The 14825-nt window shown below is 57.3% G+C and carries 16 protein-coding genes; 13 read left to right on the top strand and 3 right to left on the bottom strand.

Going from position 1 to position 14825, the window contains the following annotated elements; all coding sequences use genetic code 11:
• Nucleotides 1-5: 5 nt before the first annotated feature.
• On the bottom strand, nucleotides 6-563 hold the full coding sequence (gene cobU, locus NW842_RS03625) for a bifunctional adenosylcobinamide kinase/adenosylcobinamide-phosphate guanylyltransferase (RefSeq protein WP_414417494.1): 558 nt from the start codon (nucleotides 561-563) through the stop codon (nucleotides 6-8).
• Between the two features lie 102 nt (nucleotides 564-665).
• On the opposite strand from cobU, the gene NW842_RS03620 reads away from it, so the two are divergent.
• The 10 genes from NW842_RS03620 (at nucleotide 666) to NW842_RS03575 (ending at nucleotide 7991) form a co-directional block, all read left to right on the top strand.
• Nucleotides 666-1289: a CatB-related O-acetyltransferase gene (locus NW842_RS03620; RefSeq protein ID WP_414417493.1), complete on the top strand. Its 624-nt coding sequence runs from the start codon at nucleotides 666-668 to the stop codon at nucleotides 1287-1289.
• A 101-nt stretch (nucleotides 1290-1390) separates the two neighbouring features.
• A complete protein-coding gene (locus NW842_RS03615; RefSeq protein ID WP_041436124.1) occupies nucleotides 1391-1669 on the top strand; it encodes a hypothetical protein in 279 nt (92 codons plus the stop codon).
• 144 nt (nucleotides 1670-1813) lie between these two features.
• Nucleotides 1814-2518, top strand: a complete 705-nt coding sequence (locus tag NW842_RS03610; protein WP_414417492.1) for a hypothetical protein — start codon at nucleotides 1814-1816, stop codon at nucleotides 2516-2518.
• A 106-nt stretch (nucleotides 2519-2624) separates the two neighbouring features.
• A complete protein-coding gene (gene ubiE, locus NW842_RS03605; RefSeq protein WP_414417491.1) occupies nucleotides 2625-3350 on the top strand; it encodes a bifunctional demethylmenaquinone methyltransferase/2-methoxy-6-polyprenyl-1,4-benzoquinol methylase UbiE in 726 nt (241 codons plus the stop codon).
• Between the two features lie 104 nt (nucleotides 3351-3454).
• Entirely contained in the window at nucleotides 3455-3793 is a 339-nt protein-coding gene (gene grxD / locus NW842_RS03600) for a Grx4 family monothiol glutaredoxin (protein ID WP_041437553.1), read from the top strand.
• A gap of 29 nt (nucleotides 3794-3822) precedes the next feature.
• Entirely contained in the window at nucleotides 3823-4113 is a 291-nt protein-coding gene (locus NW842_RS03595; RefSeq protein WP_414417490.1) for a BolA family protein, read from the top strand.
• Nucleotides 4114-4157: 44 nt separating this feature from the next.
• The gene (locus NW842_RS03590) at nucleotides 4158-4514 is read left to right on the top strand and encodes a phage holin family protein (RefSeq protein ID WP_414350501.1); all 357 of its coding nucleotides are present in this window, start codon (nucleotides 4158-4160) and stop codon (nucleotides 4512-4514) included.
• Between the two features lie 458 nt (nucleotides 4515-4972).
• On the top strand, nucleotides 4973-6529 hold the full coding sequence (locus NW842_RS03585; protein WP_414417489.1) for a B12-binding domain-containing radical SAM protein: 1557 nt from the start codon (nucleotides 4973-4975) through the stop codon (nucleotides 6527-6529).
• Nucleotides 6530-6571: 42 nt separating this feature from the next.
• Nucleotides 6572-7741: a SpoIID/LytB domain-containing protein gene (locus NW842_RS03580; protein ID WP_414417488.1), complete on the top strand. Its 1170-nt coding sequence runs from the start codon at nucleotides 6572-6574 to the stop codon at nucleotides 7739-7741.
• 37 nt (nucleotides 7742-7778) lie between these two features.
• Complete coding sequence (locus NW842_RS03575; protein WP_414417487.1) at nucleotides 7779-7991, top strand: hypothetical protein; 213 nt, start codon at nucleotides 7779-7781, stop codon at nucleotides 7989-7991.
• A 49-nt stretch (nucleotides 7992-8040) separates the two neighbouring features.
• Here NW842_RS03575 and topA read toward each other — a convergent pair whose 3' ends face one another.
• Nucleotides 8041-10842, bottom strand: a complete 2802-nt coding sequence (topA, locus tag NW842_RS03570; protein WP_414417486.1) for a type I DNA topoisomerase — start codon at nucleotides 10840-10842, stop codon at nucleotides 8041-8043.
• A gap of 195 nt (nucleotides 10843-11037) precedes the next feature.
• Here topA and NW842_RS03565 point away from each other — a divergent pair, with 195 nt between their 5' ends.
• The 3 genes from NW842_RS03565 to NW842_RS03555 all read left to right on the top strand — a co-directional run bounded on the left by NW842_RS03565 (nucleotide 11038) and on the right by NW842_RS03555 (nucleotide 13552).
• A complete protein-coding gene (locus NW842_RS03565) occupies nucleotides 11038-11487 on the top strand; it encodes a VOC family protein (protein ID WP_414342591.1) in 450 nt (149 codons plus the stop codon).
• A gap of 179 nt (nucleotides 11488-11666) precedes the next feature.
• Nucleotides 11667-12635 carry a CobW family GTP-binding protein gene (locus NW842_RS03560; protein WP_414417485.1) on the top strand — a complete coding sequence of 323 codons (969 nt, stop codon included), beginning with the start codon at nucleotides 11667-11669 and terminating at the stop codon, nucleotides 12633-12635.
• Between the two features lie 44 nt (nucleotides 12636-12679).
• Complete coding sequence (locus NW842_RS03555; protein ID WP_414342595.1) at nucleotides 12680-13552, top strand: hypothetical protein; 873 nt, start codon at nucleotides 12680-12682, stop codon at nucleotides 13550-13552.
• Between the two features lie 210 nt (nucleotides 13553-13762).
• Here NW842_RS03555 and NW842_RS03550 read toward each other — a convergent pair whose 3' ends face one another.
• Entirely contained in the window at nucleotides 13763-14731 is a 969-nt protein-coding gene (locus NW842_RS03550) for a 30S ribosomal protein S1 (RefSeq protein ID WP_414350512.1), read from the bottom strand.
• Nucleotides 14732-14825: the final 94 nt, after the last annotated feature.

The following is a 14825-nucleotide window of genomic DNA, read 5'->3' as shown; positions in this document are numbered from 1 at the left end:
TTATCTCAGCTCTGCTCTGTCTTGCTCGCCACTGGGATCCCTAGACGGGTGAGATCCAGGGCAAAACCTGCCGTTACCAAAAACACTTGGTCGGCCAGGGGAGCCAGCCTTTGGGTCAGTTCCCCCATCCGATCCCGAAAGCGCCGCCCCATAGGATAGGCGGGCACCACCCCCCAGCCCACCTCTTCAGACACCAGGAGGATCTCCCCTCTATGGCTTTGCAAGGTTGCCAAGAAGGATTGCACCAAGGGATCCCATTCTGAAGAGGGACAGTCTAGGCCCTGCGCCACCCATCCCCCCAGCGAATCCACCAGCGCACAACAGGGCTGGGGCAACTTTTGCAGTTCTGCCCCCAAGTCCCTCCCGGTTTCCCAAGTCTGCCAACTGGAAGGCCGCCGTTGCCGGTGCTGTTGAACGCGCTCTGCCCATTCTGGATCCGTCTTGGGATCGGGTTTCGGCCCGGTAGCCAGGTAGATAACCGGCAAGCCCGAAGCCGCAGCCAAACCCTCTGCCAGCCGGCTTTTGCCAGAGCGCACAGGGCCGCAGATCAGCACAATCGCCATTGGGTAGAATGGAAATCCACTGACGTTTGAGTCTAACCTCGACAACAGCCTGCTGAAGTCCTCAGCCGAGTGGTACCCGGTCAATCCTGAGGCTGAATCTCTATGCCCATCCGAATCGAGCACGCTGCCCAGCTGGAAGAGAAAACCTATTTTGCTCACGTCGGTTTAGAGCCTTTTCCTCTGCTCACGATTGGCTCCCTAAGCTACGGATATGAGTTTTTCCTTCATTGGATGGGAGAGTCATCCCGCGTCAAGATTGGACGTTGCACTTCGATTGCAGGAGGGGTGCATTTTTTCGTAGGGTACGAGCACCATACTGACTGGGTTACTACTTACCCTTTCACCCATTTACCTGATTCCTGGCGAGAGCTTCGTGCTTTGAAAGGGCACCCTGTAACTCGCGGAGATATTGTTGTTGGCCATGATGTTTGGATTGGCTATGGCGCTAAGATTCGCTCGGGGGTAACCATTGGAAATGGAGCAGTTGTTGGAATGGGTGCTGTGGTAACTCGAGATGTCCCCCCTTATGCCATTGTTGCGGGCGTGCCAGCGAGGGTGGTTCGCTACCGTTTTGCACCTGAAGTGATCGAGTGGCTTATCCAACTTGCTTGGTGGGATTGGCCCCTTGAAGCCATACGCCAGGCAGCACCTCTTCTCTGTCGGCCACTAGATCAGGAAGCAATGTCAGGGCTTTCTCAGATCAAGCAAAGCCTTCTTGCTGTTTGAAACTACTTGAGAAATTCCCCGCAGGCTAAGATGAGAGTTGGTTACGCTTGAAAAAACAATCTCGAATAACCTGACTGTACTTCAGGCTCAAAAGCTCGACCATGACAGATCCCAAGCCAATATCTCCGCCTGAACAAAAGGCTGCTTCGGCCTCTTTTCGATCTGCTCAACCGCTCTGGCTCAGCCTAGCGCTGGGGATCACCACTGCTCCCGTTTTGTTGGGCTTGGTCTTGGCAGATCGGGCCGGGAAATGGCTGGGATCCCTGAGCTGGGAAGATCCGGGTTGGTGGCTGGGGGAGCGGCTGCCCAACTTAGACAGCGCCCCGCTACAGGCCCATGAGCAACAGCGCAAAAACTCTGCCCCGGTCGAGAACCCCTAGCTTCTCTGTCACTTTCGTATCATAGGAAAGCGAACTAGCAGCAGGAGTTAACAGCCTTTGCGTAGACTGGCCAAACCGTCTCAGGAGTTCGCCTCCACATTCTCGGGGGTGCTGTTCTGGCTGAGCGCGTTTCTCTTCACAACGGTGTTGAGTGCTTGTCTGGGCTACCTATTTGGTCAGCGAGCTCTATCGGGGGTTTCTTCTCCCGTCACCGGCGCCGGTCGGGCTTCTCCTTCCCGCGAAGTTCGGGATCCCCGTACTGTGCCTTTGCTGAACGAGGCTGAGGTAATTGCAGCAGCCGAAGCCAGCCTTCGTCCGTCCCCAACTCCCACCCCCCTCTTTACCCCAGCACCCACGCCGGTTGCAACACCCACCCCCAGATTGTCTCCTGAATTGGCGGCGGCCCCGTCGCCAACTCCTCGCCCCGCCACTCCATCTCCTCCACCTCCCCGTCCGCGTCAGCAGGACGGAGTTCCTGCCCCGCCGGCGCCCACACCACCTCCGCCCCCCCTACCAATTGCCGCCGGTGGACAGGTCTCTATGCAGGTGCTTTCGGTTCGTCGCGAGGGAAGCCAAGTGGTTCTGAATGTAGCTATGCAAAACAACTCGGCAGAGACGGTGCGCTTTCTCTATAGCTTCCTGAACATTACTGACGACAATGGACGGTCAATCAACGCGCTCACCCAGGGTTTGCCGGGGGAGCTGCCCCCCAATAGCCAAGTCTTCCAGGGAACCATCCGCATCCCAGCCTCGAGCCTAGCCGGATCCCGATCCCTGTCCCTGAGTTTGGCTGATTACCCCAGCCGCCGCCACCGAGTGGGAGCCAGTGGGATCCCAGTGCCGCCGTAACACCCCTCTTCCTTTAGCTTCAGACCACAGATCCGGTCACGTAGCGTTGCGGAGCAACAGGAGCAACAAAGTTTGTACGGGGAACATGAGGTGGAGTTGAGAAGAGGTGCCTAGCCCAACCTTTGAACAGCCTGAGGAAATCCGAGCGCTTTTTGACCGCATTGCTCCCCACTATGACTCCCTCAACCAAACCTTGAGCCTGGGCCTCCATCAGGTTTGGAAGCGTATGGCCGTGCGTTGGTCGGGCGCCAGCTCAGGAGGATATGTGCTGGATCTGTGCTGTGGAACCGGTGATCTGGCTCTGCAGTTGGCCCGCCGAGTAGGACGAAGGGGACATGTGGTGGGCCTAGATTTCTCTCCCGCCATGCTGGCGATTGCCCGGCGTCGCTCCCGGCTCTTCCCTGGCTACTCCCTGGAGTGGGTTTTGGGAGATGCCTTGGCCTTACCTTTTCCCGACAGTAGCTTCGATGCCATTACAATGGGCTACGGCTTGCGCAATGTAACCGATATTCCCCAAGCCTTGCGAGAGATTAGGCGAGTACTGAAGCCAGGACGTCGTGCCGCCATTTTGGATTTTCACCGCCCCACAGGGATCCCTCTTTGCGAACAATTTCAGCGCTGGTACTTGAACACTCAGGTGGTTGCCCAGGCCAAAACTTTGGGACTAGGATCCGAATATGCCTACATTGATCCCAGCCTAGATCGCTTTCCCTCTGGAGAAGAGCAACGACAAATGGCCCTGCAGGCAGGGTTTGCCAGTGCCAAGTTCTACCCCCTAGCGTGGGGCATGATGGGGGTACTGGTGATTGCGAAAAAGAATCCCTCGGCCTAGCCGTGGGGAGAGTGCCAAGTATGTTAGAAGTGAACGAAAATGAGATCTCGATAGGATGTCGGTTTGCCTATCGGCTGTTGTCGCTATAGTGGTTGAACACCATGCTGGATCCCCTTTTGGAAGAGAAAATCCGTGAGCAAATCCGCACCCACAAGGTGCTCATCTACATGAAGGGCACCCCGGAAATGCCCCAATGTGGGTTTTCCTATGCCGCCGTTCGTGTGCTGGATAGTTTGGGCTTCCCCTACACGGCGATTAACGTACTCGAGGATCCTGAGATCCGCCAGGGGATTAAAGAGTTTTCCAACTGGCCTACTATCCCGCAGATCTATATTGATGGAGAGTTTGTGGGCGGTTGCGACATCATCCAAGAGATGCACGCCCGCAACGAGCTGCGTCCGCTGGTCGAGGCAGCCTTTGCTAAGGCCACGGCTCAATCTTAAGGGATCCCATCTCATCCAGAAGGGTTGCCATGCTTACCCCCGAATACCTTCGGCAGCACCTGACTGAGAAGCTGCAGGCTCTTCATGTGCAGGTGGAGGATGAGTCCCACCTTCACATCGGCCACGGGGGCGGGACAGGAGGGCACTACCGAGTTCAAGTAGTGTCGCCTTCGTTTGTCGGCAAAACGACCCTACAGCGACATCGCCTGGTGTATGCCGCTCTGGCGGAACACATGGGGCGGAGCATTCATGCTTTGGCCCTGCAAACTTACAGCCCTGAAGAGGTTTCTGCGCAAGGGATCCCTGAGCAGATCGGCTAGCATAGAGGGCAAAATCGCGGCCCCATCAGGGCAGAGGAGGGAGCATGGCAACTCTTTTGGCCACCTGGCTGATGTCAGCCTTGAGTGTAATGATCCTGGCTTGGCTTTTGCCCGGAATCCACGTCTCTGGATTCGGGGGTGCTTTGGTGGCGGCTCTGGCCATTGGTCTGGTCAATGGTTTGGTCAGGCCGATTCTCCGGTTGATCACCCTGCCGATTACAATTCTTACCCTGGGCTTGTTTTGGCTAATTTTGAACGGCATCTGCTTGGTCATTGCCGATAAGCTGGCCGGGAACGCTTTCAATATCGATAACTTCGGTTGGGCGTTCGTCGGCGCGATTGTACTTTCCATCGTCAGTGGCTTGGTTCAGCAGGTTTTCGAGCAAGGTGTGCAGAACTGACTCTGTCTGGAGCTGCCAAGGGCCAGGGTTGATATTGCTGTTCTCGAAAGAATTGCGGCAACACTTTATTCAGTTATTCAGTGAGCAATCTCTTCAGTAACTTTTAAGGCTCAGCTCAGATCCTTGGTTAGATAGTCATCCAGAGAGGCTTCCTGAAGAGTAGGCTGGGAGAACGTCAATACGCTACCCGGTGGCAGCCGTCCTTTGAAGTCATCGGCAACTGCACTCTCTTGGCCCTACCTGCTCAATCGCTGCTCAAGAATCACAAGCTTCTCCATAGGAAACCTGCACAAAACCTGTAAACTACTAACCCAAAGAAGGTACTACGGGTAAGCATACCGAAAAGTTTTTACAGCAGCTTTATTCAAGGCCACTTGTAGGATTGCCTAATCAATAAAAACGAATGGGAAAAAGGCGAGGATGAAATCAATTACGCTGGGATTTAGGAGCTGGTCGGTATGAAGGCATTGCTGCTCTATCCGCGTTTTCCTCAATCGTTCTGGTCTTACAATCGCACCATCGAGATGGTGGGACTAAAAGCGCTAATGCCACCTCTGGGCTTGATCACCGTTGCTGCTCTGCTACCCCAACACTGGGAGATTCGCTTTGTGGATCGCAATGTAGCTGATGAAACAGAAGCCGATTGGCAGTGGTGCGATCTAGTGATCTTGTCAGCCATGTTGGTGCAGAAGCAGGATTTCCACGCCCTCATTCGCAAAGCGGTGCAGTTGGGCAAAAAAGTAGCGGTGGGCGGACCCTATCCAACTTCTGTGCCACAGGATGCCCTGGAATCCGGTGCTCACTATTTGGTTTTGGATGAAGGGGAAGTGACCATACCGGCCTTTGTCAAGGCTCTAGAAGCTGGGCAAGAGTCGGGCATTTTTCGGGCTGCGGAAAAACCGGATGTAACCCAAAGTCCTTTGCCGAGGTTTGATCTGCTGCGTATGGATCAATACTTCATGATGTCAGTCCAGTTTTCACGAGGTTGCCCCTTCAATTGCGAGTTTTGCGACATCATCTCTCTTTACGGACGCAAGCCGAGAACCAAAGAGCCAAGTCAAATGCTAGCCGAGCTGCAAGCTCTCTATGACTTGGGTTGGCGGGGTTCGGTATTTGTGGTGGATGACAATTTTATCGGCAATCAGCGCAACGTCAAGCGATTTTTACGAGAGCTGATCCCTTGGAGCCAAAAGCGCAACTATCCATTTACCTTTATGACAGAGGCTTCAGTCAACCTGGCGGAAGACGAAGAGCTGATGAGGTTGATGGTAGAAGCGGGGTTCTATGCTGTCTTTTTGGGCATTGAGACCCCAGACCAAGACAGCTTACAGATGACTCAAAAGCTACAAAATACCCGTCACCCTTTGGTGGAAGCCTGTCGCAAGATCAACGAGGCCGGACTGCTGATCTACGCTGGGTTTATTCTAGGCTTTGATGGAGAGCGGCCAGGAGCAGGGGATCGCATCCAGGCTTTTGTCGAGCAAACCGGTATTCCTCAGCCGATGTTAGGCATTTTACAGGCTTTGCCAAACACGCAACTCTGGAATCGCTTGAAGAAGGAGGAACGTTTGCTGGAAGGGATCGGCGTTACTGAGTTCGGCGATCAAAATACGCTGATGAATTTCATTCCCACCCGTTCTCTATCGGAGATTGCCCGAGAGTATCTGGAAAGTTTTTGGAAACTGTATGATCCTGCACGATATTTGTCTCGCTGCCTGCAACAGTGCCTGAATATCGGCATCAAAGATGGCCGACGGCAAATGATGAAGCTGCCCCTCCGCAAAGGGATCCATCTGCTTCTACAACTCATCTGGCGGCAAGGGATCCTTCATCCCGAAATCCGCGCCCAATTTTGGCGGCAGCTATGGACGATTTGGCGACAGAAACCGAGCCTGCTGAACCTATATTTGGGCCTCTGCGCTGCAGGAGAACACTTTTGGGAATATCGGGAATTGGCCCGCGCCCGGCTTACCCAGCAACTGGGATACGATCCTTTGCTGGCCAGCTCATCTTGACAGTATTTCTGGGGGAATGGTCTATCGATAGAGGATGCCCGGATGGGGCCTATGCGGCGACGACAGTTGGGGGCGATGGTGCTGGGATCCCTGTGGGCTGTTTGGGGAGGCTCTCGGCAGGCCCAAACGTCCGGGCGCGGAGATTGGCTGGCCGTGGAGCTGTTCAGCCGCTGGAGTGCGGATCCCTTGGCCGAGTTGGAGCTGGTTGGCCCTTTTGTTTTGAATCAGCAGCCTTTTCCAACAGGTGCCTGGAAGTTACAGGTGCGCCGCCAAGAGCTCCTGCTGACCGGGCCGGGACAGCCTCGTCGCTACCAGGGATCCCTTTGGCTACAGGGGGGAGCCCTGCGCCCCTTCGCAGGGGAGGAGCGTCGCTATCGGGGTTGGGTACAGATTTGCCCGGAGGGTTCAGGTCGCCTGCATCTGGTGAACTGGGTCAAGTTGGAAGACTATCTGCTGGCTTTGGTGCCCAGCGAAATGCCTGCCGATTGGCCAGCCGCCGCCTTGCAGGCGCAAGCCATCTTGGCCCGCACTTTGGCCATTCCCCATCTGCACCCCGGCCCCAGAAGAGAATGGCCCTCTACCTCGATAAGGCTATTGCAGGATTCCACCGCCCACCAGTTTTATGGTGGCCTGGCCTATGAAACGGCGGCGACCACTGCTGCGGTGCAGGCAACCCGAGGGCAGATCCTAACCCATGCCGGCCAGCCGATAGAGGTTCTGTTTCACTCCACCTGCGGCGGTCACACCAGCGCCAATCAGGATATTTTTGCCCCACCCGCCCGCCCCTACCTACAAGGGGTGATCTGTGACGGGTGTCGTGCCTCTCCTTTCTATGGCCCTCACAGCGTCCGACTCAGCCGACGGGAGTTGGAGCAAGCCTTGGGCAACGGCGATCTGGAGATTGTGCAGTCGGATCCCTGGGGTCGCCCTGTGCGCATCCGCGTTGGATCCCAACTGTTGACTGGCCAAGAGTTTGTGCTGCGCCTTGGCCAAACCCTGGGTTGGGGGATCCTCCCCAGCAACCGCTTCACGTGGGAACGTCTCCAGCCAAAGGCCGGCCAGCAGGAAGTGTACCTTTTTACCTATCGCGGAGCCGGGCATGGGGTGGGACTGTGTCAGTGGGGATCCCGCGGCTTGGCCGAGCAGGGCTACACAGCGCCGCAAATCCTCAATCACTACTTCCCCGGCACCCAGGTGATAACGTTGAGCTGAAGGCTGTTGGCCCCGACTCCAACTCTCATTTACTCCCGTGTCCCTTGCACACCCCCATCGTCGCCATCCTGCCTACTGCTACTGCAGTGAGCTGGAACACGCCCAGATTCCCAAGCGCCAGCAGCAGGATCCCTTGCCGTTTGCAGAAGCGATGCGGGTGCATTGCCAATCGGGAAGCCGCTGTGGCCGCTGCTTGCGGCCCTTGGAGCAGTTGTTTCGTCAGCAAAGCTGCTACATAGCCGATCCCTGAGCCACCTTGAGCAGGCGACCTTGGGCCATCGCACCCCAAGAAGCTGACCTCAGGCGGGGGCTTTGGGGGTGATCTTCACAATGGTGGGACGGGATCCCACCTGGGCTGACCCATTCGCTTGGGCTTGCGGCTCTTTGGCCATCCCGCTGCCGGTGGAAGTGGTTTGCGCTTTACGCCGCTTCTGCGGCACAGCATTTCCGGCCTGCTGGGCTGTATGGCTGCTGGAGGCAGTTTTGGCTTGGGTTTTACTGACCGAGGAGCCCGCTTTGCCGGTCGAGCGGCTTTTCCCCTTGACCTCTGCAGAAGAGACTTCTTTTTCAGCCAGCACCTGCAGGGCCATTTCCAGGGTAACCGCTTCGGCAGGGATCCCTTTGGGCAAAGAGGCATTGACCTTGCCATGTTTGACATACAGCCCGTAGGGGCCGTCGTGCAGATTGACCGGCTCACCATCCTCAGGATGGGATCCCAGCTCCCGCAGCGGCTTGGCCGAGGCGCGCCCACGGCCTTTCTTGGGCTGGGCCAGCAGCTCCAGCGCCCGCTCCAGGCTGATGGTCAGCACATCCTCATCGGCGGGCAGAGAGCGGAAATCGCCATCGCAGACCACGTAGGGGCCGAAGCGGCCAATGCCGGCCTGCACCTTTTTCCCCGATTCCGGGTGTTCCCCCAAGGTGCGGGGCAAGCTCAGCAACCCCAAGGCAATCTCTGGCGTAACCTGATCCGGTTTCAGCCCTTTGGGCAGAGAGGTGCGCTTGGGTTTTTTGTTGTCCTCAGAAACTTCCCCCAACTGCACATAGGGGCCATAGGGGCCCTGCGGGATCACGTAGATGGGCTCTTGGGTTTCCGGGTGAAAGGCAATGGGCTTGGGGCCTTCCTGCTTCCGCTGGATTAGCTCCGCAATGTGTTCTGGGCTCAGATCGGCGGGGGGAATATCCTCCGGCAGGTTGGCGCGCACCTCTCCGGACTCAGTTTCAACTGCTACATAGGGGCCATAGGGGCCAATGCCGATCTTGACAGGCAGGTTCTCCAGATGGATGGAGCGGGCCAGGCCGGAATCAATTTCCAGCTCGCGCGCCTTCACCTGTCCCTCGAGACCCTGCTCGCCCAAGAAGAAATGGCGCAGATAGGGCAGCCACTCCGCCTGTCCAGAAGCAATGTCGTCCAGCGTTTGCTCCATCTCGGCGGTGAAGCGGGTATTCACCAGGTTGGGAAAGTATTTTTCCAGCAGCTCGGTGACTGCAAAAGCTGTGTAGGTGGGCACGAGGGCATTCCCCATCGACCTGACGTAGCCACGGCTCATGATCGTATTCAAGATGGTGGCGTAGGTGCTGGGGCGGCCAATACCCTCACTTTCCAACACCTTGACCAAGGAGGCTTCCGTATATCGGGCTGGAGGCTGGGTTTCGTGGGCAACGGGTTCCAGCTTCCGGCAGCGGAGGGGATCCCCCTGCCGCAACAGAGGCAGATGCACCTCCCGATCTTCCAAAGCCGCCTCTGGGTCGTCGGATCCCTCCACATAGGCGCGGAAAAAGCCGGGAAAATCGATGCGCTTGCCGCTGGCCCGGAACACCGCATCGTCTACGGCGATGAGTACGATGGTGTGGGTCTGCCGCGCCTCAGCCATTTGGCTGGCGACGGTGCGCTTCCAGATCAGGTCGTAGAGGGCCAGCTCCTGGCCGGAGAGGGGGGTTTGGCTGGGCAGGCGAAACTCCGATCCGGCAGGACGAATGGCCTCGTGGGCTTCTTGCGCCCCTTTGGTTTTGGTGGTGTACTGACGGGGCTCGGGGCTGAGATATTCTCTGCCGTACATCGACTCCACGCAGGCGCGGGCAGCGCGGATGGCCTGCTCCGACAGGTGGACCGAATCGGTGCGCATGTAGGTGATGTAGCCCTCTTCGTAGAGCTTTTGGGCAATGCGCATCGTCTGCTGGGCCGACAGGTGCAGCTTGCGGTTGGCCTCCTGCTGCAGGGTGGAGGTGGTAAAGGGAGGGGCAGGTTTGCGGGTGGAGGGGCGCTCTTCCACAGAGCTGACGATCCAGGCTTTTCCCAGCAAGCGATCCCGCAGGGCCTCGGCCTGGGCCTGATCCAACAACACCACATCCCGCCCGGCAATGAGCTGGCCGGTGCTGGGATCGAAGTCTTGCCCATTGGCCAGGCGTTTGCCACCCAAGCTCACCAGCTCTGCTGGAAAGACAGCCTGCTGGCCGGCGACGGTCGTTTTGGGCTGCAGCTCCGCTTTGAGATCCCAGTAGGAGGCTTTTCTGAAGGCGCGCCGCTCCCGCTCTCGATCCACCAAAAGCTTGACCGCCACCGACTGCACCCGCCCTGCCGAGAGTTTGGGGGCAATTTTTTTCCACAGCAGCGGCGACAGGGTATAGCCCACCAGGCGATCCAAGATGCGGCGGGTCTCCTGGGCACGCACCAGTTGTTCATCCACCTCACGGCAGTTTTGCAGCGCCTCCTGAATGGCCTCGCGGGTAATCTCGTGGAACACCATGCGGCGGGTGGGCACTTTGGGTTGCAGCACCTGCTGCAAGTGCCAGCTAATGCTTTCCCCTTCGCGGTCTTCGTCGGTGGCCAGGATCAGCTCGTCCGCCTTCTTGAGCGCTTCCTTCAGCTCCTTGACCACCTTTCTTTTGTCCTTGGGGATGACGTAGAGGGGCTCGAAGTCGGCGTGGACATTGACCCCCAGGCGGCTCCACTCTTCTCCTTTCAATTCTTCTGGAATTTCAGATGCCGAATCGGGAAGATCCCGCACATGTCCCATCGAGGCCTGAACCTCATACCCCGCAGGCAAGAACCCACGGATGGTACGGGCTTTGGTGGGAGATTCGACAATGACCAGCTTAGGCATAATTGAGGTTGGCAGCAATCGGCTTAGGTTGTCGCATTTCCCGCCCCAAGGATTGGGCGGGCCAGCATACACTGCAAGAGGTGCTTAAGATAGACAGCCTACTTTTCTGGAGCGTAGCAAGTCTACCTGCGCTTGACCAGCCGTCATCGGCGATGATCCGAGCGGTCTGGCCCCATCTGGCTGCTTTGCAGGACGATGAAACTACACCATTTTTCCATTCGCACCGCCGATATCTTCCGCTCCATCGCTTTTTACGAGGGGCTGGGCTTTGCGGTGGAAGAACGCTTTACTGCCGGGATCACGCTGGCCTGCTGGATGCGCGGCCCCTGGGGGCGTTTGGAGCTGATGCAAGTGCCGCAGCCCCATCCTGCCCCGGATCCCTTTGGGGATCCCCACTATGTGGGCTACTATCACCCCGCTTTTGAGGTGGGCCCCGAATGGGGATCCCTGGCCAACTACCTAGAACATTTGCGAGCGCAAGTGCCCCTTACCCTGCTGCTGCCGCCCCAGCTCCAGCAAATTGGGGGCCAGGTCTATGAAGTGGCGTTCATCGCCGATCCCGATGGCCTGCCGATCGAGCTCATTCGTCCCCAGGGATCCTCAGGAGAGAGTCTGCCCCAACGCCCAGAGGACATTAATAAATAAATAATATAAATAAATAGTTGGATAACTAGTTGATGGGTTAGAGGATCTAATTTGGGTGGGAGCGGTCGTTTCCCCTTGTCCAGATCCTGGAGAGCCAACCCTAAAGCTAAGCTAGTAGAGCTTCTGGGGAACTTAAGAGAAGGGTTTGTTGGCCGCTTGTCAGTTCAGCCTCACCTGATATGAAAGCTCAGCTTCCGGTGACGATTTTGACAGGTTTTTTGGGCAGTGGCAAAACCACGCTGCTCAAGCGCATCTTGGAAGAGGAGCATGGGTTGCGCATTGGGGTTATCCTCAACGAGTTTGGCGAGATTTCCATCGATGGCGAGTTGGTCAACATGCCCGAGGGGGGGCTGATGCAGCTCAACAATGGTTGCCTCTGCTGCACGGTGCGAGAAGATTTTGAACAGGCAGCCCGAGAGCTGCTGCAGCGTGCCCAGGCGTTGGATTACCTGGTGGTGGAAACCAGTGGGGTAGCGGATCCCAGGCAGGTGACCGAGCTATTTGTGCAGAGGGTCTTTCATGAGGAGTTGCGCCTGGATGGCGTGGTGACCTTGGTTGACGGTGCCGAATACTGGCGCAATTTCCAGCGCTCGCAAACCGCCGCCCACCAGATCGGCAGTGCCGACATTGTGTTGCTCAATAAGGTGGATTTGATCGACGAAGCCGAACGAGAGCGGATCCTTCTGGATCTGCGCCGCTACAACCCCGCTGCCCCTTGCCTGCTCACCACCCATGCCCAGGTGCCCTTGGCCCGCATCTTGGATGTGCATGCCTTTCGTCCGGAATTGTGGGATCCCAGGCTCCCCAATGCAGAGACTGAGGCCCACCATAGCCATCACCTCGAGGAAGACGGGATCCAATCGGTGAGCTTTCAACTGCAGCAGCCGCTGGATTTGGCGGCTTTTCGCGATTGGCTACAAGACATGCCCGAGACCCTTTTTCGCGCCAAGGGGGTGCTGTGGGTTGTGGATGAGCCGCAGCGGGTTATCTTTCATCAGGTGGGCCAGCGGCAAACCCTTTTTCTGGAACGGGACTGGGATCCCGATGAGCCCCGCCTGTCCAAAATTGTGTTGATCGGCAAGGGGCTGGAGCGGGAGCAGCTGGCTGCCGGCCTCAGCCGGGTGTGCGGGGCAACCGCCGCTGGCTAAGGATCCTCTTCAGTTTTTTCGGTTTTTGGATTGGGTGATCTGGGATGGCTCGCAGCAAACTTTCAGAGCAAGAACAACAGCAAATTGTTAGCGCCTACCGCGGCTCAGCAGCGACCGCCGTCGAATTGGCGGAGCAATTTCAGGTGAGCATCACCACCATCACCCGCGTGTTGAAGGAAAATATCGCTGCCGATGAGTATCAGCGGTTGATCCATCTCAAACGCTCGGCTGCCCGCCGCAAAGACATGGGGGAAAAAGTTGCTGTTGGCAGGATCCCAGCCCCAGAGCAGCAGATTTTGCCGCTGGAGCCGGAGCTGCCTTTTTCATCTCCCTCGCTGCAGCCGAACGCAAACGACGAAGGCGAGGATAACACCGCTGGAACAGAGTCTCTGCCAAAACTGCCCCCAGAAGAACTGCAGTTGGCGGCTGAGCTTCAGGAAGATGTGGAGGATGTCGGGGAAGAGGATGAGGAAGAGACCGAAGAAGACCGTGACCTCGAAGACGAGGATGAGGACGACCCTGACTATCTCCTAGAAGATGAAGATGGGCCAGAAGAGGATCCCCTCACCGATCCCAGCTATCAAATTCAGGTATTACCCCTGGAAGAGCTCACCCTACCGGAAACCTGCTATGTCGTTGTTGACCGCTACCAAGAACTGACCACCCGCCCTCTCAAAGAATTCTTTGGCTCGGGATCCCTGCCCATCGAAGGGATGGATAACGCCAATACGCTGCCGATTTTCGACAGCCACAAGGTGGCCCGCCGCTTTTCCGAAATGAGCCGTCGGGGCAGCAACACCTACCCACCCTACCGGGTAATCCAGTTTCCCGGCTACATTCTGGAGATTGTGCGCACCCAACTGCAAAAGAAAGGCATCACCCATCTGCTCATGGATGGGCAGATCTACAGTCTTTGACCAGCTCCTCAAGCTCAGGAGCGGGGGATTCCCGTTACTGGCGCAGGTTTGCAGCCCTGCGTGAGCGCCGTCGGCCTACTTCGCCACAGCAGCAGTACCCGTCTCCCTAGGAGCCTGGGCTGCCCCGCTCCCACGAGCCACCCACGCCAACGGAGCTGAAGGCTCCTAACCTCAGTCTCATCGCAGGCAGAGATGGCGCCAAGCTTGCCCTCATTCCACAGCCGCCGCCGCGTATTCCAGCTCCTCTTCCACCACTTCCGGTGGGGCCTCTGCCGCTTGTCCTTGCTTAGCGGCCAACAGTTGCTCGCGGTACTTGGCTGCCATTTCCTCAGCCTTCTCGTAAACCAGCTTGGGATCCCGAATCATGTCGCCGGGATTGGGCTCCAGTTGCTTGGTGGACAGCGAGATCCGCCCCCGCTCCGCATCTAGATCGATGATCATCACCTTCACTTCGTCGTTGACGTTGAAGACGCTGTGGGGCGTGTCAACATGATCGTGGGAGATCTCGGAAATGTGCAGCAGGCCGGAGACGCCGCCAATATCGATAAAGGCACCATAGGGCTTGATGCCCCGCACCGTGCCGACCACCACCTCGCCCACTTCCAGCTTGTTCATCTTCCGCTCCACCAAGGCGCGGCGATGGCTCAACACCAGGCGGTTGCGGTCTTCGTCCACCTCCAGAAACTTCAGGGGCAGCTCTTCGCCCACCAGCTCTTCTTTTGGCTTGCGGGTGCTGATGTGGGATCCGGGGATAAAGCCCCGCAGCCCCTCAATCCGCACCAGGGCTCCACCTCGGTTGGTGGCAAAAATGGTTGAGCGAACGGTGGCATCTTCTTTCTGGAGCTGCCGTACCCGTTCCCAGGCCCGCATGTACTCGATGCGACGGATGGAAAGAGTGAGTTGTCCCTCTTCGTTTTCTTCGGTGAGGATAAAAAACTCGCGGGTTTCTCCCGGCTGCAGCATCTCGTGCGGGTCTTCCAGGCGGCTAATCGACATCTCCTGGAGCGGCAGAAAGGCAGCCGTTTTGGCCCCAATATCGATCAAAGCACCGCGTGGCTCCACCGAGAATACTGTACCCGCCACAATTTCGCCAGGGCTGAAGTGATAGTCGTACTTATCCAGAAGGGCGGCAAAGTCTTCAGTGGTAAAACCTACATCGGCAGCAGTGAATCGACTCATAGGGGTGCAGTAACAGATCAGTTGCGCGGGATAAAGGGTAGAAGGCCAATCGAGTTTGGCAGGATCCCACTTCCACTTTCCCACCTGGGGAGGA

Source organism: Synechococcus sp. R55.4 (assembly GCF_047461935.1).
Taxonomy (GTDB): domain Bacteria; phylum Cyanobacteriota; class Cyanobacteriia; order Thermostichales; family Thermostichaceae; genus Thermostichus.
Note: the sequence above shows the minus strand (reverse complement) of the source record. Positions and strands in the feature narration are given on the sequence as shown.

Excerpts from the sequence above, each read along its gene's own strand:
- cobU (WP_414417494.1), bottom strand. The coding sequence starts at position 563 with ATGGCGATTGTGCTGATCTGCGGCCCTGTGCGCTCTGGCAAAAGCCGG.
- NW842_RS03620 (WP_414417493.1), top strand. The coding sequence starts at position 666 with ATGCCCATCCGAATCGAGCACGCTGCCCAGCTGGAAGAGAAAACCTAT.
- NW842_RS03615 (WP_041436124.1), top strand. The coding sequence starts at position 1,391 with ATGACAGATCCCAAGCCAATATCTCCGCCTGAACAAAAGGCTGCTTCG.
- NW842_RS03595 (WP_414417490.1), top strand. The coding sequence starts at position 3,823 with ATGCTTACCCCCGAATACCTTCGGCAGCACCTGACTGAGAAGCTGCAG.
- NW842_RS03590 (WP_414350501.1), top strand. The coding sequence starts at position 4,158 with ATGGCAACTCTTTTGGCCACCTGGCTGATGTCAGCCTTGAGTGTAATG.
- NW842_RS03585 (WP_414417489.1), top strand. The coding sequence starts at position 4,973 with ATGAAGGCATTGCTGCTCTATCCGCGTTTTCCTCAATCGTTCTGGTCT.
- NW842_RS03580 (WP_414417488.1), top strand. The coding sequence starts at position 6,572 with ATGGGGCCTATGCGGCGACGACAGTTGGGGGCGATGGTGCTGGGATCC.
- topA (WP_414417486.1), bottom strand. The coding sequence starts at position 10,842 with ATGCCTAAGCTGGTCATTGTCGAATCTCCCACCAAAGCCCGTACCATC.
- NW842_RS03565 (WP_414342591.1), top strand. The coding sequence starts at position 11,038 with ATGAAACTACACCATTTTTCCATTCGCACCGCCGATATCTTCCGCTCC.
- NW842_RS03560 (WP_414417485.1), top strand. The coding sequence starts at position 11,667 with ATGAAAGCTCAGCTTCCGGTGACGATTTTGACAGGTTTTTTGGGCAGT.
- NW842_RS03555 (WP_414342595.1), top strand. The coding sequence starts at position 12,680 with ATGGCTCGCAGCAAACTTTCAGAGCAAGAACAACAGCAAATTGTTAGC.
- NW842_RS03550 (WP_414350512.1), bottom strand. The coding sequence starts at position 14,731 with ATGAGTCGATTCACTGCTGCCGATGTAGGTTTTACCACTGAAGACTTT.